At 60.7% G+C, this 19,539-nt stretch carries 21 protein-coding genes and 1 pseudogene; 11 read left to right on the plus strand and 11 right to left on the minus strand.

Annotated features, from left to right (window positions below):
* The first annotated feature begins 51 nt into the window (after positions 1-51).
* Both HX823_RS03455 and HX823_RS03460 read left to right on the plus strand, forming a co-directional pair.
* Positions 52-331 (plus strand): annotated as a pseudogene (locus HX823_RS03455) (BrnT family toxin).
* Positions 309-557 (plus strand): BrnA antitoxin family protein, encoded by a 249-nt coding sequence (locus HX823_RS03460; RefSeq protein WP_016979349.1) that lies wholly within the window; start codon positions 309-311, stop codon positions 555-557. The pseudogene HX823_RS03455 and the gene HX823_RS03460 overlap by 23 nt, the downstream one beginning before the upstream one ends.
* A 56-nt stretch (positions 558-613) precedes the next feature.
* On the opposite strand, the gene aqpZ is transcribed toward HX823_RS03460, so the two are convergent.
* The 5 genes from aqpZ to HX823_RS03485 form a co-directional block, all read right to left on the minus strand.
* Positions 614-1,315: an aquaporin Z gene (gene aqpZ / locus HX823_RS03465; protein WP_177074122.1), complete on the minus strand. Its 702-nt coding sequence runs from the start codon at positions 1,313-1,315 to the stop codon at positions 614-616.
* Positions 1,316-1,497: 182 nt separating this feature from the next.
* On the minus strand, positions 1,498-3,330 hold the full coding sequence (locus HX823_RS03470; RefSeq protein ID WP_038848030.1) for an ABC transporter ATP-binding protein: 1,833 nt from the start codon (positions 3,328-3,330) through the stop codon (positions 1,498-1,500).
* A gap of 81 nt (positions 3,331-3,411) precedes the next feature.
* Entirely contained in the window at positions 3,412-3,975 is a 564-nt protein-coding gene (locus HX823_RS03475; protein ID WP_033900612.1) for a peptidylprolyl isomerase, read from the minus strand.
* 3 nt (positions 3,976-3,978) lie between these two features.
* On the minus strand, positions 3,979-4,782 hold the full coding sequence (locus HX823_RS03480; protein ID WP_177074123.1) for an alpha/beta fold hydrolase: 804 nt from the start codon (positions 4,780-4,782) through the stop codon (positions 3,979-3,981).
* 14 nt (positions 4,783-4,796) lie between these two features.
* Positions 4,797-5,720: a LysR family transcriptional regulator gene (locus HX823_RS03485; RefSeq protein WP_038848033.1), complete on the minus strand. Its 924-nt coding sequence runs from the start codon at positions 5,718-5,720 to the stop codon at positions 4,797-4,799.
* A gap of 49 nt (positions 5,721-5,769) precedes the next feature.
* Between HX823_RS03485 and HX823_RS03490 the strand changes: the two genes are divergently transcribed.
* From HX823_RS03490 to HX823_RS03500, 3 genes are all read left to right on the plus strand, one after another.
* On the plus strand, positions 5,770-6,084 hold the full coding sequence (locus HX823_RS03490) for a 3-phosphoglycerate kinase (protein ID WP_177074124.1): 315 nt from the start codon (positions 5,770-5,772) through the stop codon (positions 6,082-6,084).
* Positions 6,085-6,223: 139 nt separating this feature from the next.
* Positions 6,224-6,823 (plus strand): FMN-dependent NADH-azoreductase, encoded by a 600-nt coding sequence (locus HX823_RS03495; RefSeq protein WP_177074125.1) that lies wholly within the window; start codon positions 6,224-6,226, stop codon positions 6,821-6,823.
* Between the two features lie 202 nt (positions 6,824-7,025).
* Positions 7,026-7,898 (plus strand): carboxylate/amino acid/amine transporter, encoded by an 873-nt coding sequence (locus HX823_RS03500; RefSeq protein ID WP_177074126.1) that lies wholly within the window; start codon positions 7,026-7,028, stop codon positions 7,896-7,898.
* Positions 7,899-8,465: 567 nt separating this feature from the next.
* Here HX823_RS03500 and HX823_RS03505 read toward each other — a convergent pair.
* Together HX823_RS03505 and HX823_RS03510 are read right to left on the minus strand one after the other, a co-directional pair.
* Entirely contained in the window at positions 8,466-9,746 is a 1,281-nt protein-coding gene (locus HX823_RS03505) for an OprD family porin (protein WP_177074127.1), read from the minus strand.
* 83 nt (positions 9,747-9,829) lie between these two features.
* The gene (locus HX823_RS03510) at positions 9,830-11,128 is read right to left on the minus strand and encodes a mechanosensitive ion channel family protein (RefSeq protein WP_177074128.1); all 1,299 of its coding nucleotides are present in this window, start codon (positions 11,126-11,128) and stop codon (positions 9,830-9,832) included.
* A 193-nt stretch (positions 11,129-11,321) separates the two neighbouring features.
* On the opposite strand from HX823_RS03510, the gene HX823_RS03515 reads away from it, so the two are divergent.
* Positions 11,322-12,668 (plus strand): DEAD/DEAH box helicase, encoded by a 1,347-nt coding sequence (locus tag HX823_RS03515; protein WP_016979359.1) that lies wholly within the window; start codon positions 11,322-11,324, stop codon positions 12,666-12,668.
* Positions 12,669-12,718: 50 nt separating this feature from the next.
* Here the strand turns inward: HX823_RS03515 and HX823_RS03520 are convergent, their stop codons facing one another.
* Complete coding sequence (locus HX823_RS03520; protein WP_177074129.1) at positions 12,719-12,994, minus strand: hypothetical protein; 276 nt, start codon at positions 12,992-12,994, stop codon at positions 12,719-12,721.
* 153 nt (positions 12,995-13,147) lie between these two features.
* Here HX823_RS03520 and HX823_RS03525 point away from each other — a divergent pair, with 153 nt between their 5' ends.
* The 5 genes from HX823_RS03525 (at position 13,148) to copD (ending at position 17,475) form a co-directional block, all read left to right on the plus strand.
* The gene (locus HX823_RS03525; RefSeq protein ID WP_010208626.1) at positions 13,148-13,537 is read left to right on the plus strand and encodes a hypothetical protein; all 390 of its coding nucleotides are present in this window, start codon (positions 13,148-13,150) and stop codon (positions 13,535-13,537) included.
* Positions 13,538-13,663: 126 nt separating this feature from the next.
* Positions 13,664-15,370 carry a copper resistance system multicopper oxidase gene (locus HX823_RS03530; protein ID WP_177074130.1) on the plus strand — a complete coding sequence of 569 codons (1,707 nt, stop codon included), beginning with the start codon at positions 13,664-13,666 and terminating at the stop codon, positions 15,368-15,370.
* Positions 15,371-15,380: 10 nt separating this feature from the next.
* Positions 15,381-16,199: a copper resistance protein B gene (locus HX823_RS03535; protein WP_177074131.1), complete on the plus strand. Its 819-nt coding sequence runs from the start codon at positions 15,381-15,383 to the stop codon at positions 16,197-16,199.
* A 50-nt stretch (positions 16,200-16,249) separates the two neighbouring features.
* Positions 16,250-16,624 carry a copper homeostasis periplasmic binding protein CopC gene (gene copC, locus HX823_RS03540; protein WP_038847282.1) on the plus strand — a complete coding sequence of 125 codons (375 nt, stop codon included), beginning with the start codon at positions 16,250-16,252 and terminating at the stop codon, positions 16,622-16,624.
* Positions 16,621-17,475, plus strand: a complete 855-nt coding sequence (gene copD, locus HX823_RS03545) for a copper homeostasis membrane protein CopD (protein WP_177074132.1) — start codon at positions 16,621-16,623, stop codon at positions 17,473-17,475. Before copC ends, copD begins: the two co-directional genes overlap by 4 nt.
* On the opposite strand, the gene HX823_RS03550 is transcribed toward copD, so the two are convergent.
* The 3 genes from HX823_RS03550 to HX823_RS03560 all read right to left on the minus strand — a co-directional run bounded on the left by HX823_RS03550 (position 17,472) and on the right by HX823_RS03560 (position 19,513).
* Positions 17,472-18,338 carry a DUF6279 family lipoprotein gene (locus HX823_RS03550; RefSeq protein ID WP_177074133.1) on the minus strand — a complete coding sequence of 289 codons (867 nt, stop codon included), beginning with the start codon at positions 18,336-18,338 and terminating at the stop codon, positions 17,472-17,474. The two genes, copD and HX823_RS03550, sit on opposite strands and share 4 nt — an antisense overlap.
* Positions 18,339-18,403: 65 nt before the next feature.
* Complete coding sequence (locus tag HX823_RS03555) at positions 18,404-19,126, minus strand: TorF family putative porin (protein ID WP_038847287.1); 723 nt, start codon at positions 19,124-19,126, stop codon at positions 18,404-18,406.
* A gap of 207 nt (positions 19,127-19,333) precedes the next feature.
* Positions 19,334-19,513, minus strand: a complete 180-nt coding sequence (locus tag HX823_RS03560) for a hypothetical protein (protein ID WP_003193095.1) — start codon at positions 19,511-19,513, stop codon at positions 19,334-19,336.
* Positions 19,514-19,539: the final 26 nt, after the last annotated feature.

Here is a 19,539-nt window from a genome sequence, read left to right on the forward strand (position 1 = left end):
CCAGACTGAAATCGTTATCCTGTATGTACAAAAGTACATACAGGATGTGCCATGTTATTTGAGTGGGATGAATCCAAAAATAACGCCAATATTGTTAAGCACGGCATCGATTTCAATGACGTCCCGGATATCTTTAGGCACCCCAATGCTGGCCTTACGCGATGATCGAGCGGATTATGGCGAGGAGCGTTGGATTAGTATTGGCTGGATCAAATTGTTAATAGGTGTGGTCGTATACACCGAACGACGTGGTGATGTGATCCGTATCATCTCCGCCCGAAAAGCAACCAAGAAGGAGGCCAAATATTATGACGCAAACATCGAAAACTGATTGGGAGCGCTTGGCCAAAATGAATGATAAAGAGATCGATACCAGCGATATCCCTGAGCTGGATGCCGATTTTTTCCGGCGTGCTGAGTTACGTGTCCCCGTGAAGCAGGCGGTCACTATCAGGCTAGACGCTGACGTACTGGAGTGGTTCAAAGGTCAAGGATCTGGTTACCAGACGCGCATTAATCAGCTATTGCGCCAGTACATGCAGGCCCATCAAGGGTGATTGGCATTTAGAAAGGTTCAGCCCTGCCTTATCGGCAGGGCTGAACCCATCTTGCCTCAGCCCGGCGCCTCCTTGCCAAGCCATCGATAGGTAACCCCACCCATCACCGCGCCAAGGATCGGCGCGAGCCAGAACAACCACAACTGCTGGATCGCCCACCCGCCGACGATCAAGGCCGGGCCGGTACTGCGGGCCGGGTTGACCGAGGTGTTAGTCACGGGAATGGAGATCAGGTGGATGAGCGTCAGTGCCAGGCCGATGGCGATGGGCGCAAGGCCCGGCGGGGCACGGCGGTCGGTGGCGCCGAGGATGATCACCACGAACATGGCGGTCATCACCAGTTCACAGACAAACCCCGCCGCCATCGAATACCCGCCGGGCGAATGCTCGCCATAGCCGTTGGACGCCAGGCCCGACGCCAGTTCGAACCCCGGTTTGCCGCTGGCAATGAAATACAGCAGCGCAGCGGCGATCGTACCGCCGACCACCTGCGCCACGATGTACGCCGGCAGTTCCCTGGCCGGGAACCGTCCGCCTACCACCAGCCCCACCGACACTGCCGGGTTGAGGTGACAACCGCTGATATGCCCGATGGCGAACGCCATGGTCAGCACCGTGAGCCCGAATGCCAGGGACACGCCCAACAATCCGATCCCGACTGCGGGGAACGCTGCGGCCAACACCGCACTCCCGCAACCGCCCAACACCAACCAAAACGTACCTAGCCCCTCTGTGATTGAACGCTTGAACAAAGACATGCAGCCCGTCCTTGATAGATCGCTCTACCGGATCCGTAAATCAGTGATGCTCCCTGCAGATTTACTTCAGCGCCCTTCTGGGCACTGCACTGATTACAGCAGGATTGCGACACAAATCCAGGGCATGAAAAAGCCCCAGGCCCTTGTGTTTCAGGGGCTGGGGCTGTTTCGGCACTGCAGTATCAGTCGATACCGACGAACCCACCCGTCTGGTGCTGCCACAACCGCGCATACAGCCCGCCATGGGCCAGCAGCTCGGCGTGACTGCCACTTTCGGCGATCTGGCCTTTCTCCAGCACCACCAGGCGGTCCATCCGTGCAATAGTCGACAACCGGTGCGCGATTGCAATCACCGTCTTGCCCTGCATCAGGGTTTCCAGGCTCTCCTGGATCGCCGCTTCCACTTCCGAATCCAACGCGGAAGTGGCTTCGTCCATGATCAGGATCGGCGCGTCCTTGAGCAGCACGCGGGCAATGGCGATACGCTGGCGCTGCCCGCCGGAAAGCTTCACTCCGCGCTCACCGACATGCGCATCCAGCCCGGTGCGGCCTTCGGAGTCCGACAGCAATGGGATGAACTCATCGGCGCGCGCCTTGTGTACGGCGGCCCAGAGTTCTTCGTCGGTGGCGTCGGGCTTGCCGTACAGCAGGTTGTCGCGGATCGAACGATGCAGCAGCGACGTGTCCTGGGTGATCATGCCGATCTGTTCGCGCAGGGATTCCTGGGCGACCTCGGCAATGTTCTGGCCATCGATCAGGATGCGTCCGCCTTGCAGGTCGTACAGGCGCAACAGCAGATTGACCAACGTTGACTTGCCAGCACCGGACGGGCCGATCAGGCCGATCTTTTCACCGGCCTTGATCTCAAGGTTCAGGCCGCCAATGATTCCGCTCTTCTTGCCGTAGTGGAAATCCACCTGTTCGAAGCGCACTTCGCCCCGTGGCACGCTGAGGCGCGGGGCATTTTCGCGGTCGATCACGGCAAGTGGCTGGGCGATGGTTTTCAGGCCGTCCTGTACTTGGCCGATGTTCTCGAAAATGCCGTTGACCACCCACATGATCCAGCCGGACATGTTGACGATACGGATCACCAAACCGGTGGCCAGGGCAATCGCGCCTACCGAGATCAGCGACTGCGTCCACAGCCACAGGGCCAGGCCGGTGGTGGTGACGATCAGCAGGCCGTTCATGGTGGTGATCACGATGTCCATGCTGGTCACCACGCGGCTGGCCAGCTGGGTCTTTTCGGTTTGCTCGATGATCGCTTCCTTGGCGTATTCCTGCTCATAGCGGGTATGGGCGAACAGCTTCAAGGTGGTGATGTTGGTGTAGCCGTCGACGATGCGGCCCATCAACTTGGAGCGCGCTTCGGAGGAAATCACCGAGCGCTCCTTCACCCGTGGCACGAAGTAGCGCAGCGCCAGGCTGTAGCAAAGGATCCAGCTCACCAGCGGGATCATCAGGCGCCAGTCGGCTTCGGCAAACAGCACCAGGGAACTGATGGCGTAGATCGCCACGTGCCAGATTGCATCCACTGCCGCCACCGCAGAGTCGCGCAGGGAGTTGCCGGTTTGCATGATGCGCTGGGCAATACGCCCGGCGAAGTCGTTCTGGAAGAAATTCAGGCTCTGCTTGAGCACATAACTGTGGTTCTGCCAGCGGATCAGGCTGGTCATGCCGGGGCTGATGGTCTGGTGCACCAGCAGGTCATGCAGGGCGCCGAAGATCGGGCGCAACAGCAGGGCGACCACGGCCATCCAGATCAGCTCAGTGCTGTGCACCTGGAAGAAGTTGGCCGGCGGCGTGCCCTGGGCCAGGTCGATGATGCGGCTCAGATAGCTGAACAGCGCCACCTCGATCAACGCACCGATCAGGCCCACCACCAGCAAGGCGGCGAAATGCGGCCACACCTGGCGCAGGTAGTAGAGGTAGAAAGGCAGGACTTTGTCGGGCGGGGCTTCGCTGGGGGCGTCGCGGAAAATATCGATCAGTTGTTCAAAACGACGATAGAGCATTAGGGTTGACGCCCGCAGGGCGGGCTCTCCTTTCAAATGCGCGCGCGGCCCTGTGAGCGGCGCGCGGAGCTACCTGTTACCTCAGTCGATGCGCTTGGCCGACTTGATGTACACAGGATCGATTGGCACGTTCTGCATGCCCTGCTTGGTGGTGGTCTGCGAGTTGACGATCACATCAACCACGTCCATGCCCTTGACCACTTTGGCGAATACGGCATAACCGCGATCACGGCCTGGGTCGAGGAAGGCATTGTCGGCCACGTTGATGAAGAACTGGCTGGTGGCCGAATCCGGGTCACTGGTGCGCGCCATGGACAGAGTGCCACGTACGTTATGCAGGCCATTGCTGGCTTCGTTCTTGATCGGCGCTTCGGTTGGCTTTTGCGACATCGACTGAGTAAACCCGCCGCCCTGCACCATGAAGCCTGGGATCACGCGGTGGAAAATCGTGTTGGTGTAGAAGCCCTTGTCGACATAGGCCAGGAAGTTTTTGGTGCTGATTGGCGCCTTGACCGGGTCCAGTTCGATCTCGATGTCGCCATTGGTGGTGGTGATCAATACGTGGGGCGCCTTGACGGGCTCGGCGGCCATCAGGTTGGCGGCGAACAGAACGGAACCGGCAAAGAAGGCGATTTTTTTCAACATGGGTCAGTGATCCTGGGTAGTGGTTTCGACTGTCTTTAGAAAATCGAGCAGGGTTGCGTTAAAGACTTCGGGTTGGTCCAAGGGCGTGGCATGGCGGGAATCCTCGATCACCACCAGTCGCGCATCGGGCAGCAGTTTTACATAGTTTTCTTTTTGCGCCACGGGGGTGTAATCGTGGTCGGCGCTGATGACCAGGGTTGGACAGGTGATTCTGGAAAGTCGTTCCTGCACGCCCCAGCCCACAATGGCATCGAAGCTGGCGAGATAAGCACGTTTGTCGTTTTTTGCCCAGCGTTCGGCCATCTTGCGGCGCAGGTCGGCCTGATGCGGTTTTGGGAACAGACGGTCGCCCAATGCCTTGCCGATGGTGGCCAGGCTGAGCACACGCGCCAGGCTCCAGCGTTTGGCCCATTGCCAGTAATCATCGGCACTGCGCACCTTCACCTGCGGTGCGCTGTTGACGATGCACAGGCTCTTGACCTGCGCGGGTTCGTCCACCGCCAACTGGAAGGCAATCATGCCGCCCATGGACAAGCCCACCACATGGGCGGGTGGCAAATCCAAGTGTTCGATCAATGCCAGCAAATCAAAGGTGAAGCCCTGGATGCTGTAGCGCTCGCGCGGTTTGTCCGAGCGGCCGTGGCCGCGCACATCGACCACGATCAGGCGGTAATGCCTGGCCAGCACCGGAATCTGCAGTTCCCAATCCTGGCTGCTGGAGCCCAGGCCGTGGATCAGGATCAACGGCGTGCCGTGGCCGTATTCTTCGTAGTGCAGGCTGCATCCTTCGTGGTCGAACCAGGCCATGCATGAACTCCGTTTCAGGCTTGCTGCGGGGCGGCGAAAGGCGCGTCCAAGGGGGCGGTGTCAAAGGTGCGCAGCAGTTCCACGAGGATCTGCGTCGCCGGCCCCAAGGGTTTGTCTTTGTTGGAATACAGGAAGAACGTGGGGTGACGGCTGCCGCCCTGTTCCAAGGGTAGTTGCTTGAGCACGCCCTCGGCGAGTTCGCGTTCGATCATGTGTCGGGGCAACCACGCGAAGCCCAGGCCACTGCCCACAAAGGCGGCGGCGGTCGCCAGGCTGCCGACGGTCCAACGCTGTTCAGCGCCGAGCCAGCCCACATCGCGCGGTTGCTGGCGGCCGGAGTCGCGGATCACCACTTGCATCTGGCTCTCCAGGTCCTGAAAGCTCAGCTCGCGATTCATGCGGTGCAAGGAGTGCTCGGGATGCGCCACGGCGACAAATTCCACATCGCTCATTTCCGTGCCCAGGTAGCCCGGGATGCTGAAGCCGCAAATCGCCAGATCGGCCACGCCTTCCATCAACAACTCTTCAACACCCGACAGCACTTCTTCACGCAGGCGCACGCGACAACCCCGACTCTGCGGCATGAATGCGGTCAGCGCGCGCACCAGGCGTGCGTTTGGATAGGCCGCATCCACCACCAGCCGTACCTCGGCTTCCCAGCCTTGTTCCATATGGTGGGCGAGGTCTTCCAACTGGCTGGCGTTTTTCACCAACTGTCGGGAGCGGCGCAACAGCACTTCACCCGCGTCGGTGAGCACCGCCTTGCGCCCGTCGATGCGCAGCAGCGGCACGCCAAGCTGGTCTTGCATGCGGGCCACGGTGTAGCTCACCGAGGACTGCGAACGGTGCAGCGCTTCGGCCGCCTGGGCGAAGCCGCCATGGTCGACCACGGCTTGCAGTGTGCGCCATTGATCGAGGGTAACGCGGGGCGCTTTCAAGATGGGTTCCTCTTGTCCTAAGCTGACAGTCCTTATTGGAGACTGCCGAATGAGAAAATTCTGTTGTGTGTTGCTGGCGCTGCTGCCGTTGAGTGCATTTGCCTACCCTATCGACGTGACGAAAAAGATCGACGGCGTCAGCATCGACTACACCGCCTCCGACGTGGACGGCGATATCAGCTCGATTCAACTCAATAACTACGGCACTCAAGACGCGGTCTGCTCGGTAACCTTCACCAACGGCCCGGAAGCGCCGCGCCGCAGAACGGTCACGGTGCCAGCGGGCAAAAGCACCAACACCACGGTCAAGTTCAACCGCGCCATTATCAAGATGCGTATTGCCCTGGCTTGCGCGCCAAAGTAGCCCAGCAGCGGAGCATGCTCCGCTTATAAACAAATTTATAGATGGGTTATAGCAGTTTTTTGCGCTTTTTTATCGAATTGGCTCTGTTTAATCTCCACTCCATCGCCTTACAGCAATTTCCGATGGAGCCTACAAAGCCATGTCCAATGTTCTGATCATCGAAAGCAGTGCTCGCCAGCAGGATTCGATTTCCCGCCAACTGACCCAGCAATTCATCAGCCAATGGCAGGCCGCCCACCCGGCGGACCAGATCACCGTACGTGACGTGGCCCTCAACCCGGTTCCACACCTGGACGCCAACCTGCTCGGCGGCTGGATGAAGCCAGCGGATCAGCGCAACGACAGCGAGCAGGCGTCCCTGGATCGCTCCGATGCATTGACCAACGAACTGCTGGCCGCTGACGTGCTGGTGATGGCTGCGCCGATGTACAACTTCGCTATCCCCAGCACCCTCAAAGCCTGGCTGGACCACGTGCTGCGGGCTGGTGTGACCTTCAAGTACACCGCCACCGGACCACAGGGTCTGCTGACCGGCAAGCGCGCCATCGTGCTCACTGCGCGCGGCGGTATCCATACTGGCGCCAGCTCCGATCACCAGGAACCTTACCTGCGCCAGGTCATGGCCTTTATCGGGATTCATGACGTCACCTTCATTCACGCCGAAGGAGTGAACTTGAGCGGTGACTTCCAAGAGAAGGGCATCAACCACGCCAAGGCGCTGTTGGCTCAGGTCGCCTGATCCGTTAATCGCCAGATAATCCCGCGATGGTTATCTAGCTCCACGCAAGCCCTTCAAGTACGCGTAACAGACCTCCCTTTGCACTTTTGCTCCTGAGTGCTCCTGCCCGACTGCCGCTTTAGCGAGGTCGGGTTTTTTTTGCCCCGAGTTTCTTCAACCGTCGAAAACCTTTAATGTCCCGCCCATTCGAAACGAGGCGCGCATGGGCTACTTACTGGTTGTCACCCTGATTCAGGCATTTTCCTTCAGCTTGATCGGCGAATACCTCGCCGGCCACGTCGACAGCTACTTCGCCGTGCTGGTGCGCGTGCTGCTGGCCGGCTTGGTATTCATCCCGTTGACGCGCTGGCGCTCGGTGGAACCGGGCTTCATGCGCGGTCTGCTGGTGATCGGCGCGTTGCAGTTTGGCGTGACCTACGTGTGCCTGTACCTGAGCTTTCGCGTGCTCACGGTGCCGGAAGTGCTGTTGTTCACCATCCTCACGCCGTTGCACGTGACGCTCATCGAGGATGCGCTCAACCGGCGCTTCAACCCCTGGGCGCTGATTGCCGCGCTGGTGGCGGTGGCGGGCGCGGCGGTGATCCGTTTCGACCAGATCACTGCGCACTTCCTGGGAGGCTTCCTGCTACTGCAACTGGCCAACTTCACCTACGCCGCCGGGCAGGTGATGTACAAGCACCTGGTCAAACGCTACCCAAGCGACCAGCCGCATTACCGCCGCTTTGGTTTCTTCTACGTGGGCGCATTGCTGGTGGTGCTGCCGGCGTTCCTGATGTTTGGCAAGGCCCACTACCTGCCCGATGCACCGTTGCAATGGGGCGTGCTGGTGTTCCTCGGGTTGGTCAGCACGGCGCTGGGCATGTACTGGTGGAACAAGGGCGCTTGCCTGGTGCAGGGCGGCACCCTGGCGGTGATGAACAACCTGCATGTGCCGGTGGGGTTGCTGCTGAACCTGCTGATCTGGAACCAGCATGAACCGTTAGGGCGACTGGCCTTGGGTGGGTTGGTGATTCTGGGGGCGGTGTGGATCAGTCGGTTGGGCAATCAACCGGGCAGTAGTACAGCGAAAAGTTGAATCGCCAGAAATGAGGAGGCCCCGCAAAGCGGGGCCGTCACATAACCTAGTCTCGTCACCGTTTCGTGTCGCACGGGAGTGGAGGTTCCTAGGGCTGCCGGAGCAGGTTGCCACCGTCGATTTGCACGTCAAGCCCCCGGCCTGTCGCTTAATGATTTGGCAACACTCTGTTGTTTTGAGGTAATAAATCCGGCCTGTACCATCGCTCGCGCTTGTGACATTTCTTAGCGTTGAAAGGAGCTCACGTATAGATGGTCTGGCGAACGCTGGAGGCAAGCTCTCCACTCCAAGAATGAGCCGCTATCTCAAGGGGCATCAGGATAATCGAGATCAAGCGGCTACGGCCTACGTGCACAACATGCGGATCGCAGAGTCTCTGGGCTCGATTTTCCATGTGCTTGAAGTAGGGTTGCGCAACGCGATCCAGCGCGGGATTGACCCTAGCTTGTGTGTCTGGATCAAGAGCCATGATCGGCTGCCCACGGTATTGGTTGATTGGCGTCGATGGAAAGAGGCTGTAAGGCGCGAGGTCACGCAGCCCGTCGCTGAGCATCCAGTTCTTCAGCCTTAACGCAATTTCAACGGATATTCGACCACCACATACACCCGGTCGATATCATCCCCGGCCTGGGCATTGTTGGCGCGGTGGCTGACGTGGGAAACCTGCACCGACAGGTCTTTGGCCGGGCCGGATTGCACCACGTAATGCAGGTCGATATCGCGTTCCCAGTGGCGGCCGCCGCGACCTTGTTGGGGTTGGTATTGACCGCTGTCGGCATCAAACGGGTTGTAGGCACCGCCCTGCGGCGCGTGGGTGCCGTCGATACCTCGACCGGTGACGTAGCGGGTCATGAACTTCAAGCCGGGAATACCGAACGTGGCGAGGTTGAGGTCATAGCGAACCTGCCACGAGCGTTCACCTGGGCCATTGAAGTCGGCGTATTTGATGGAGTTGGCCAGGTAGATGGAGTCGCCGCCGACAAAGTCGAACGGCGTATTGCCGTTGATCTCCTGGTAGGCCAGGGTCACTGACTGCGCGGCAAAGCTGTATTTGCTCGACAGGCTGTAGGCGGTGTTGGCGATGGCACCGGCCTCGGCGCGGCCTTGATCTTCGGTGCGGTAGATATTGCCGTCCAGCATCCAGTCGGTCGATGACCCATGCAGGTTGGCATAGAACTGGCGCCAGGTGTCGTTCAACTGCGAAGCGTACAGCGCGCCGCCCACCGGCCGGCCTTCGAAGAATTGCCCGCCGAGGAAGTCGATGGCACCGCTACGGGTGCTGGCGCCGTAGCCGCTGAAATCACCATGCCCGGTAGATGCGTCCTGATTTTTGAAGGCGGTGAAGTGCCCGGCCTGCCAGTGCAGGGCGTCGATCTCGCGACTGTCCAGCAACAAACCGGTGGCGTATTCCGGTTGCAGGCGTTTGTCGGAGGTGTCGAACACCGGGGTTTCGACGGTCATTTCACCCATCGACAGGGTGGTGTTGGAGGCACGCACCTTGAGCGCGCCACCGGCGCTGGCATAGTCGCGCTCGCTGCGCCCGCCGCTGTCCACGGGCAACAGGCCGGTGCCGGAATGGCCTTTGCCACCGTCGAGTTTCAGGCTGGCGAAGGCATGGGCGTCGACACCGAACCCAATCTTGCCAGGGGTAAAACCGGAGGCGAAGTTAGCGATAAAACCTTGTGCCCACTCCTCCTTGTGCGGCTTGCTTGAGGGGGAGCGCTCTTTGTTGTCGAGGTAGAAATTGCGGCTGAGTAAGTCGAGGGTTGAATCGTCTATCAAGCCGGCAGCCAGCACGCTGTTACAGGTGCCGGCCAGCAGCAATGAAAGCAGGGTTGGAGCGCGCATCGGCGTTGCCTCAAAGGATTTCCAATGAGGCCGAGGGTCGCCGAATGTTCAGCGCGGCGATTGAACGGCTGTGCTCAATCGCTCTAGCCCAAGGCTTTTTCCGGTGCAGCCACGTGACTGGCACCCAACACAGCTGGCAACACCCCCGCACGCAAGTCATTCCCACTCGGCTGCTGATACAGGCTCAAGCCAAACTCCGGCAGCACCGCCAGCAGGTAATCAAAAATATCCCCCTGGATCCGCTCGTAATCTGCCCACGCCGTGGTGCGGGTAAAGCAGTAGATCTCCAGCGGCACGCCCTGGGCGGTGGTTTGCATCTGGCGCACCATGCAGGTCATGTTCGGCTGGATGTCCGGGTGACTTTTCAGGTAGGCCAGGGCATAAGCGCGGAAGGTGCCGAGGTTGGTCATGCGGCGGCGGTTGGCCGAGAGTTGCGCACTATGGCCCTGGGCTTCGTTCCAGGCCTTGAGTTCGGCTTGCTTGCGCCCGATGTAATCGGTGAGCAGGTGCACCTGGGTCATGCGTACTTCCTCATCGTCACGCAGGAAGCGCACGCCGCTGGCGTCGATGAACAGACTGCGCTTGATACGGCGCCCGCCGGAGGCCTGCATGCCACGCCAGTTCTTGAACGATTCGGACATCAGGCGCCAAGTGGGGATGGAGACGATGGTCTTGTCGAAGTTCTGCACCTTGACCGTGTGCAAGGTGATGTCCACCACGTCGCCATCGGCGCCGACCTGGGGCATTTCGATCCAGTCACCGACCCGCAGCATGTCGTTGCTGGTCAACTGCACGCTGGCGACGAACGACAGCAGCGTGTCCTTGTACACCAACAGGATCACTGCCGACATGGCGCCAAGCCCTGACAGCAGCAACAGCGGCGAACGGTCGATCAGGGTGGCGACAATGATGATTGCGCCAAACACGAACAGCACCATCTTCGCCAACTGCACGTAGCCCTTGATCGAGCGGGTGCGCGCGTGTTCGGTGCGGGCGTAGATGTCCAGCAGGGCGCTGAGCAGGGCGCTCATGGCCAGCACCAGGAACAGAATGGTCAGTGCCAGGGCCACGTTGCCGATGAACAGGATGGCGGTCTTGCTCAGGTCCGGCACCAGGTACAGGCCGAACTGGATCACCAAGGACGGCGTCATCTGTGCCAGGCGATGGAAGACCTTGTTGTGCCGCAGGTCGTTGAGCCAGTGCAGGGCCGGTTGCCGGCCGAGCAGCTTGACGGCGTGGAGGATGAGGTAACGTGCCACTCGTCCGAGCAACAGCGCCACCACCAGCAACACCAGCAAGCCGAGGCTGGCATGCAGCAGCGGGTGTTCGTCGAGGGCGCCCCAGAGGTCTTGGACGTTGAGCCAGAGCTGTTTGATATCCATGGGTGAAACCGATTCTTCTATAAGACAACACGGGGCGATTAGAGCATTTAAGTGCAACAAAGTTGATGTCATGGACAAATGCACTGACAAAAAAGCAGCCGATTAGCACCGTTCGCGTAAAGAAACTCGGTTTGGACGCGCGAAACCGGTAACCTATGCAGCTGATTTTTTGTATTTCTTCGAGGTAGCACCCGTGTTTTCCCAATTCGCCCTGCACGAACGCCTGCTCAAAGCCGTGGCCGAGCTTAAATTTGTCGAGCCTACGCCTGTGCAAGCAGCGGCCATCCCGCTCGCGCTCGAAGGGCGTGACCTGCGGGTGACAGCTCAAACCGGTAGCGGCAAGACCGCCGCTTTCGTCCTGCCTGTGCTGAACCGCCTGATCGGCCCGGCCAAGGTTCGCGTCAGCATCAAGACCCTGATCCTGCTGCCGACCCGCGAGCTGGCCCAGCAGACCTTGAAAGAAGTCGAACGCTTCTCGCAGTTCACCTTCATCAAGTCCGGCATCATCACCGGCGGTGAAGATTTCAAGGTCCAGGCCGCCATGCTCCGCAAGGTGCCTGACATCCTGATCGGCACCCCAGGCCGCATGATCGAGCAGCTCAACGCCGGCAACCTCGACCTCAAGGAAGTCGAAGTGCTGGTGCTGGACGAAGCCGACCGCATGCTCGACATGGGCTTTGCCGACGACGTGCAGCGCCTGGTGGGCGAATGCGTCAACCGCCAGCAGACCATGCTGTTCTCCGCCACCACTGGCGGCTCGACCCTGCGCGACATGGTCGCCAAGGTGCTGAACAACCCTGAGCATCTGCAGGTCAACAACGTCAGCGACCTGAACGCGACCACGCGCCAGCAGATCGTCACCGCCGACCACAACGTGCATAAAGAGCAGATCCTCAACTGGCTGTTGGCCAACGAGACCTATCAGAAAGCCATCGTGTTCACCAACACCCGTGCTGCCGCTGACCGCATCTACGGCCGCCTGGTAGCCCAGGAATACAAGGCGTTCGTGCTGCACGGCGAGAAAGACCAGAAGGACCGCAAGCTGGCGATCGACCGCCTCAAGGCCGGCGGCGTGAAGATCCTGGTCGCCACCGACGTCGCCGCCCGTGGCCTGGACGTGGACGGCCTGGACCTGGTGATCAACTTCGACATGCCGCGCAGCGGCGACGAATACGTGCACCGTATCGGCCGTACCGGGCGTGCTGGCAATGATGGCCTGGCCATCTCGCTGATCTGCCACGGCGACTGGAACCTGATGTCGAGCATCGAGCGCTACCTCAAGCAGTCGTTCGAGCGCCGCACCATCAAGGAAGTCAAAGGCACCTACACCGGGCCGAAGAAGGTCAAGGCGTCGGGCAAGGCCGTTGGCGTGAAGAAGAAAAAGACCGACGCCAAGGGCGACAAGAAGAAAACCGGTGCCAAGTCGCCGACCAAGCGCAAGATCGCCAACCGGCCGAAGACCGACAACCTGTCGCTCGTCAGCAAGGACGGCATGGCGCCGCTCAAGCGCCGCAAGCCTGAAGCCCCGGCTGCCGAATAAGGCGCAGGTGATGTGAAAAAACCGGACGATTGTCCGGTTTTTTTATGCCGTCAGTTCTTGGCCTTGGCGGAAGCTTCCTTGAGTTCCTTAAGCCGGGCGTCGATCAGCTGGCACTTGTCAGGGAACTCCGCGCTTTCGGTGTCCAGGTCCATCTTCTGCAGCTCGTCGTTCATCTCCTTGGCCTTGGTCGGGTTCTGTTCGGTCAGCTTGGCCACTTCCTGGGCCAGTTGCTCGCGCTTGGCCGTGGCCTCGTCGGGGGTACAGGCCCAGGCGGGCAGGGCGGTCAACAATGCGGCGGCGATGGCCAGGTTCATCAGGGTTTTCATGGGTGGACCTCCTTGGCAGGGATACTCAGTGGAGGTCGCGGGCATTGGGAAAGTTCACACTAATGACGCTCGTCTGCTGAGCTGAACGGCCAGTGACGTGGCCGGTCACACCTTTAACGGGCTACTTTCCACCCGCCCGCAGGAGGAATCAGGATGACGACTTACAACTGGGATCTGATCGAACGTCTGCTGCATGAAGTGCAGAACGGCGAGGGCAGCTTCGCCCCGCGCAAATACGCCGAGCAGGAAGCGGCCGAGAAGGCCACGGCGGGCGAGTCCACCGGCAACCTGGACGCGCTAAAGAAGACCGCTGCGGACTACGAAGCGCTGCTGTTCAAGCGCGGTTTTATCGAGTCGCGCCCCGAAGATGAGGGCGGCAATGGCGAGAATTTCATCCTGACCCCGTTGGGAGCACAGTTATTGGCGTTGATCGACAGCTCGATCCCTGGCAATGATCACCCGCGTCAGGTGCTGGATGAACAGCCTGACGCGCTGGACCCGGCGACCTTCGCCGAGGTGGCCTCCAAGGCCCAGATCGCCTGACCCCCTCACGCCCCGGCGCTGCCGCAATGCCGGGGCGAAACTGTCAGATCGGTAATCTGCCGCTAAGCTGGCTGACAGCCGGCCCTGCCTACTCTGCTGCCATTCAACTCATGGATTTGAATCGGCATGCACTCCAACACTACCCGACGTACCTTCGTCAAAGGCCTGGCTGCCGGCGGCTTGCTGGGCGGGCTCGGCCTCTGGCGCAGTCCGGTGTGGGCCTTGACCAGTCCCGGCCAGCCCACGGTGCTGGCCGGCATCGAATTTGATCTGTTCATCGACCAGAGCCCGGTCAACCTTACCGGCCGTAAACGCACAGCACTGACCATCAATGGCAGCCTGCCCGGCCCGCTGCTGCGCTGGCGTGAAGGCGACACCGTGACCTTGCGCGTGAACAACCGCCTGGCCGAACCGACGTCGATCCATTGGCACGGCATTCTCCTGCCGTCGAACATGGACGGCGTACCGGGATTGAGCTTCAAGGGCATCGAGCCGGGTGGCGTGTTTGTCTACCAATTCACGGTCAAGCAGCACGGCACTTACTGGTACCACAGCCATTCCGGGTTCCAGGAACAGCAGGGCGTGTATGGCCCGCTGGTGATCGACCCGAGGGAGCCCGAGCCGTATACCTATCAGCGCGACTACGTGGTGATGCTGTCGGACTGGACCGACGAAGACCCTGTCGCCTTGATGAAAACCCTCAAGAAACAGTCCGACCACTACAACCTGCACAAGCCGACCGTGGGCGACTTCGTGCGGGATGTGGGCAAGCAAGGCTGGTCGGCCACGGTGGCTGACCGCCTGATGTGGGCGCAAATGAAGATGAACCCCACGGACTTGGCCGACGTCAGCGGCGAAACCTACACCTACCTGCTCAACGGCCAACCGCCGGAGCGCAACTGGACCGGCGTATTCAAGGCGGGCGAGACGATCCGGTTGCGCTTTATCAACGGCTCGGCAATGAGCTATTTCGATGTGCGCATTCCGGGGCTGAAGATGACCGTGATTGCCGCCGATGGCCAGCCAGTGCAGCCGGTGAGCGTCGACGAGTTCCGTATCGCCGTGGCGGAGACCTTCGATGTACTGGTCGAGCCGACGGCCGAGGCTTACACGCTGTTCGCCCAGTCAATGGACCGCAGTGGTTATGCCCGCGGCACGCTTGCCCGACAAACCGGGGCGATGGCCACCGTACCGGCACTGGACCCGCGCCCCTGGATCACCATGGAGGATATGGGCATGGGTGGGATGGACCACGGCGCCATGGCGGACATGCCGGATATGGCGGGCATGGATCACAGTGCCATGTCGATGCAGGCCCATCCGGCCAGCGAGCAAGACAACCCGCTGGTGGATATGCAAGCCATGAGCCCGGTGCCCAAGCTAGACGATCCCGGCATCGGCCTGCGCAACAACGACAGGCGTGTCCTGACTTACGCCGACCTGCGCAGCGCCTTCGAAGACCCTGACGGACGAGATCCCGGTCGCACCATCGAACTGCACCTCACTGGGCATATGGAGAAATTCGCCTGGTCATTCAATGGCGTGAAGTTCTCCGATGCCGAACCCTTGCAACTGACCTACGGCGAGCGCGTCCGACTGGTGCTGGTCAACGACACCATGATGAGTCACCCCATTCACCTGCACGGCCTGTGGAGTGACCTGGAGGACGAAAACGGCCAGTTCCAGGTGCGCAAGCACACCATCGACATGCCGCCGGGCTCACGGCGCAGCTACCGGGTGACCGCCGACGCCCTGGGGCGCTGGGCCTACCACTGCCACCTGCTGTACCACATGGAAATGGGCATGTTTCGCGAGGTGCGCGTGCATGAATAAGGAAACGAGCATGAGCCGTCGTGTCTTATCCGTCTTGATCGCACTGGCGTTTGCTCCAATGGCGGCGCAGGCCGACGAATTCCAGGGCATGAGCCCGGCGACACCGGCGCTCACTGAGAGCCGCACACCGATCCCCGTATTGACGGACGCCGATCGCGCTGCGGTCTATAACGCGCCTGGTGGGCACGTGGTTCACGACAGTGGCATCAATTCCCTGCTGCTGATCAACCAGTTGGAATGGCAAGGCGGCGAGGGTGATGGCGCGCTGAACTGGGATATCAAGGGCTGGGTCGGTGGCGATATCGATCGCCTGTGGCTGCGCAGCGAAGGCGAGCGCAGCGCCGGTCGCACCGAAAGCGCTGAAGTCCAGGCGTTGTGGGGGCATGCCATCAGTCCTTGGTGGGACCTGGTCGGCGGTGTGCGCCAGGACTTCAAACCCGGTGACGGCCAGACCTGGGCGGCCTTCGGCGCGCAGGGCATGGCGCTGTACAACTTTGAAGCCGAAGCCACGGTGTTTGTCGGTGAAGCCGGGCGCACTGCTGCGCGGCTGGAGGGCGACTACGACATCCTGCTGACCAACCGGCTGATCCTGCAGCCCACCGCCGAACTCAACTTTTATGGGCGCAACGATCCGCAGCGCGGCGTCGGTTCGGGCCTGTCGGACAGTGAGTTGGGCCTGAGGCTGCGTTACGAAGTGCGCCGCGAATTTGCGCCCTATGTGGGCGTGACCTGGAATCGCAGCTACGGCCAGACCGCGCAATACGCCAGGGATGAAGGCGAAGACACGCGGCAACTGCGCTGGGTCGTGGGTGTGCGCTTGTGGTTCTGACGTTTTTACTCTTCCTATAACTCGCCGCCATGAGCGGCCTGGAGCCTTGCATGTCGATGTTGAAAACCGCCCTGGCGGGCCTTGTGTTGTGCACCAGCGTGGCGGCTTCAGCCCATCCCACGCTGCTGTCTTCCAGCCCGGCATCCGGTGCCCAGGGTGCTGCACCCGCAGTGATTGAACTGCGCTTCTCGGAAAACCTGCTGACGCAGTTTTCCGGCGCCAAGCTGACTATGACCGATATGCCGGGCATGCCCAATTCGCCAATGCCGGTAAAGGCCAGTGTCGCCGCCAGTGCTGATCCCAAAGTGATGCTGATCAAGCCGGCCTCCACGCTGACGGCGGGCACCTATCGGGTGGACTGGCGCGCGGTGTCGTCCGATACCCACCCGATCCTTGGCAATGTGGTGTTCAGCGTCCAGCCATGAGTGAACTGGTTCCGGTATTACTGCGCTTTGCCCTGTATCTGGACTTGATGCTGCTGTTTGGACTGGGGCTGTTCGGCCTGTATGCAGACAGCCGGTTGCTGAGTCTGAGGCCGCGGCTACGGACATTGGCGGGGCTGGGTTTGCTGCTGTCGGTGGCGTCGTTGCTGTCCATGACCCAGGCCATGAGCGGCGCCGAGGATTGGCCAACACTGTGGACGCACCTGCAGATGATGCTCTGGCACACCGAATTAGGCTGGATGTGGTGGCTACGCATTGCAGCGCTGGTTCTGGTTGCACTCAATACCCGGTTGGCCACCGGGTTCGGCGGTATCGCGTTGGTGACGCTGGCCTGGACCGGGCATGGGGTGATGCATGAAGGCTCGTTGGGGCTGTGGCATCTTCTCAGCGACAGTGCGCATCTGCTGGCAGCGGCGGGCTGGGTCGGGGCATTGGCGGCGTTCGGGCTGATGTTGAGGCGTACATCTGAGCAGGCGGTGCCAGTGCTGGCACATGCCTTGGCAGGCTTCGAGCGTGTCGGCGCAGTCTTCGTCGCGGTGCTGATTGGCACGGGCGTGGCGAATTATCTGTTTGTGATTGGGCCGAACCTGGATGGCATTACGGGCGGCGTCTACGCGATCCTGTTGTGCTTGAAGTTGGGCTTGTTTGGATTGATGTTGGGGCTGGCGGCGCTTAATCGCTCACACCTGACGCCGTTGTTGCAGCGCTCCCTGGCGGCGGGTGACCACCGAGCAGCGCGTGAAGCCTTGCGTCGCAGCATCACCCTGGAGTTTGCGGCGGTGGTGCTGATCCTGGCGCTGGTGGCCTGGTTGGGAACCTTGGCCCCCCGCTAGGACTGCGCACTTTTCAGGCATTTGAGCGCCTGGAAGTCGCTACGCACCTTGTCGATTTTCTGGGTGAGTTTCTGCCGTTGTTGCACGGTGCTTTCGGCCATCACGTCGACAATCAGGCTGCGGGCCGCGGCTTCCGTCTGTGCGTAGGCGCTGCGGTATTGCGGGGTCCACAGGCTTTCGCGGTCTACCAGCAACTGCTGCATTTTCTGTGGGAAGTCGGCGTTTTTGCGCTGTTGCACGGCGTCGATAAACTGCGCCTGCCAGCGGGCGCGGTTGCCGATCCATTCCTCGTTCTGCTCGCCCAGTGCAATGGACCAGGCGGTCACGCGGTTCTGCTGGCTGGCGCTGAGCGGGCCGATCCAGGCGTCCAGTCGCTTGTTCATGCGCTCGGCGCGTTCCTTGATCTGCTGGGCCAGGGGCGGCTTGAGGTATTCGTCCTGGCGTTTGCGCAGGTCCTTGGCCAGGGCATCGCTCATTTCCTTGACCTGCTGATCGTCCAGGCCTTGGAGCAGTTCGATGGCGGAGGGCGTGATCTCACGGGCGACGTCGTCGATGGCTTGTTTGGCCTCGGTGGTCCGGGCCTGGAGCGCGGCGTCGGTGACCTGGTTGTTGTCGGCCATCCGTTGCAGGCGGTCCAGCCAATCCAGGTAACCTGGCAATTGCGTGGTGCAGTGCCAGGCCAGGTGTTCCTTGAGCGTGTCGTTGAACCAACTCTTCTGCCCGGCATTCATGTCCAGGTAGTCGTTGAGGGTCCAGGGGATGATCACGTCGAGGTTGCGATAGGCCAGGCCCACGCGATTGCAACCGGTGAGCACCAGGCTCAGGGTCAGCAGTACCACCAGTAGTTTGAGCCGACGCAGCATGGGCGGGTCCTTCGCAGAGTGGGTTATCACATGTGAACCCGCGCCGGGTGCGACAGTTCAGCCCCTCAATAAAACGGCCGTGCGGCCTTCAGCGTCAACAGGCCATCGCATTGCGAGTTGTGTCCGGAATAGGCCGAGCAATCCCCGCCGCTAAGGCTGGAGTCGCTGTAGATCAGGTTCAAGTCCACGCCCATCCACTGCCGGGAGAATTGCACCGACCAGTCGCTGAAGGTGCGGATGGAGCCGCCCTCCACTGAAACCGGCGTGCCCAACTGATGAGTGGTGTACTTCATACTGACGCCAATGCCGAACGGCTGGGTGCCGCCGAGGTCGGCAAACAGGGTGCTGTCCTGGCGATCCGGGTCGTTGCTGAAAGAGGCGCCGAAGCGATTGCCCAATAGGTTCAGGCCACCGTAGAACTCCTGGCTGTCGAGGGGGCTGAGCTTGGGGTAGCTGTAGTGGATCAGGCCCACTTCGTAGCCCAGGGTCTGGTCGAAGGGGTGCTTGAAGCCCATGTAGGAATCGACTTCGAGGTTGCTGGACGAGGACAGGCCCATGTTCGGGGAAAACTGGCCGAAGTACAGGCCGCTGTCGTGGCTCAGGTCCAGCCCGCCATGGAACGAATCGCTGCCGGGAGACGTTGGCTTGACCAGGCCCTGGGCCATGCTGCGGCTGGGCGTCGTGCCCAATTTCAAGTCGAAGTCACCCAATTCACGCTGGAAGATCTGCGCTTCGGCGAGAGGGCTGGCAATCAGGGCACCGACCAGGAACATGCAGGGTTTGAACATGCTTCACTCCATGAAAAGCGAGGAGCAGTGACGGAGAAAATCGGGCAGATGCCCGTGCTAGACGTGTGCAAGCATACCGGCGAATGCCAGGCGGTGAGGCCCGTTCGTCGATTAGCGCGTGATTGAAGGTATTGCAGAGGGTCTTTCGGGCTCTAGTCCTAGCGCCTTGAAGGCAAGACGCTTAGGGACCAGGTGTGTTGCGCGGTATTACTTCTTACCCAGGCTGATCTGCTTGGATGGGCCGAAAGTCTGGCCGCTCACGCCCTTGGCAATCTGCTGGATTTCGCCGCCGGACTTGAGGAAGGCAGCAATCTGGCTGTTGATCGATTCGCTGGTTTCAACGGCGGGAGCTGGCTTTGCTTTGCTGTTGGATGCTTTTACGCGCATGGCGGCCACTAACCTGTAGAAAATTA

Origin of the sequence: Pseudomonas sp. P7759 (genome assembly GCF_013386445.1) — a bacterium.
GTDB classification, from domain to species: Bacteria; Pseudomonadota; Gammaproteobacteria; order Pseudomonadales; family Pseudomonadaceae; genus Aquipseudomonas; species Aquipseudomonas azotoformans_A.

What these genes read in the sequence shown, in the direction of transcription:
- HX823_RS03555 (WP_038847287.1), bottom strand. Translation starts at nt 19,126, where the DNA reads ATGTTCAAACCCTGCATGTTCCTGGTCGGTGCCCTGATTGCCAGCCCT.
- copD (WP_177074132.1), top strand. Translation starts at nt 16,621, where the DNA reads ATGAGTGAACTGGTTCCGGTATTACTGCGCTTTGCCCTGTATCTGGAC.
- HX823_RS03500 (WP_177074126.1), top strand. Translation starts at nt 7,026, where the DNA reads ATGGGCTACTTACTGGTTGTCACCCTGATTCAGGCATTTTCCTTCAGC.
- HX823_RS03480 (WP_177074123.1), bottom strand. Translation starts at nt 4,782, where the DNA reads ATGGCCTGGTTCGACCACGAAGGATGCAGCCTGCACTACGAAGAATAC.
- HX823_RS03525 (WP_010208626.1), top strand. Translation starts at nt 13,148, where the DNA reads ATGACGACTTACAACTGGGATCTGATCGAACGTCTGCTGCATGAAGTG.
- HX823_RS03530 (WP_177074130.1), top strand. Translation starts at nt 13,664, where the DNA reads ATGCACTCCAACACTACCCGACGTACCTTCGTCAAAGGCCTGGCTGCC.
- HX823_RS03495 (WP_177074125.1), top strand. Translation starts at nt 6,224, where the DNA reads ATGTCCAATGTTCTGATCATCGAAAGCAGTGCTCGCCAGCAGGATTCG.
- HX823_RS03535 (WP_177074131.1), top strand. Translation starts at nt 15,381, where the DNA reads ATGAGCCGTCGTGTCTTATCCGTCTTGATCGCACTGGCGTTTGCTCCA.
- HX823_RS03550 (WP_177074133.1), bottom strand. Translation starts at nt 18,338, where the DNA reads ATGCTGCGTCGGCTCAAACTACTGGTGGTACTGCTGACCCTGAGCCTG.
- HX823_RS03505 (WP_177074127.1), bottom strand. Translation starts at nt 9,746, where the DNA reads ATGCGCGCTCCAACCCTGCTTTCATTGCTGCTGGCCGGCACCTGTAAC.
- HX823_RS03520 (WP_177074129.1), bottom strand. Translation starts at nt 12,994, where the DNA reads ATGAAAACCCTGATGAACCTGGCCATCGCCGCCGCATTGTTGACCGCC.
- HX823_RS03490 (WP_177074124.1), top strand. Translation starts at nt 5,770, where the DNA reads ATGAGAAAATTCTGTTGTGTGTTGCTGGCGCTGCTGCCGTTGAGTGCA.
- HX823_RS03475 (WP_033900612.1), bottom strand. Translation starts at nt 3,975, where the DNA reads ATGTTGAAAAAAATCGCCTTCTTTGCCGGTTCCGTTCTGTTCGCCGCC.
- aqpZ (WP_177074122.1), bottom strand. Translation starts at nt 1,315, where the DNA reads ATGTCTTTGTTCAAGCGTTCAATCACAGAGGGGCTAGGTACGTTTTGG.
- HX823_RS03470 (WP_038848030.1), bottom strand. Translation starts at nt 3,330, where the DNA reads ATGCTCTATCGTCGTTTTGAACAACTGATCGATATTTTCCGCGACGCC.
- copC (WP_038847282.1), top strand. Translation starts at nt 16,250, where the DNA reads ATGTCGATGTTGAAAACCGCCCTGGCGGGCCTTGTGTTGTGCACCAGC.
- HX823_RS03510 (WP_177074128.1), bottom strand. Translation starts at nt 11,128, where the DNA reads ATGGATATCAAACAGCTCTGGCTCAACGTCCAAGACCTCTGGGGCGCC.
- HX823_RS03460 (WP_016979349.1), top strand. Translation starts at nt 309, where the DNA reads ATGACGCAAACATCGAAAACTGATTGGGAGCGCTTGGCCAAAATGAAT.
- HX823_RS03560 (WP_003193095.1), bottom strand. Translation starts at nt 19,513, where the DNA reads ATGCGCGTAAAAGCATCCAACAGCAAAGCAAAGCCAGCTCCCGCCGTT.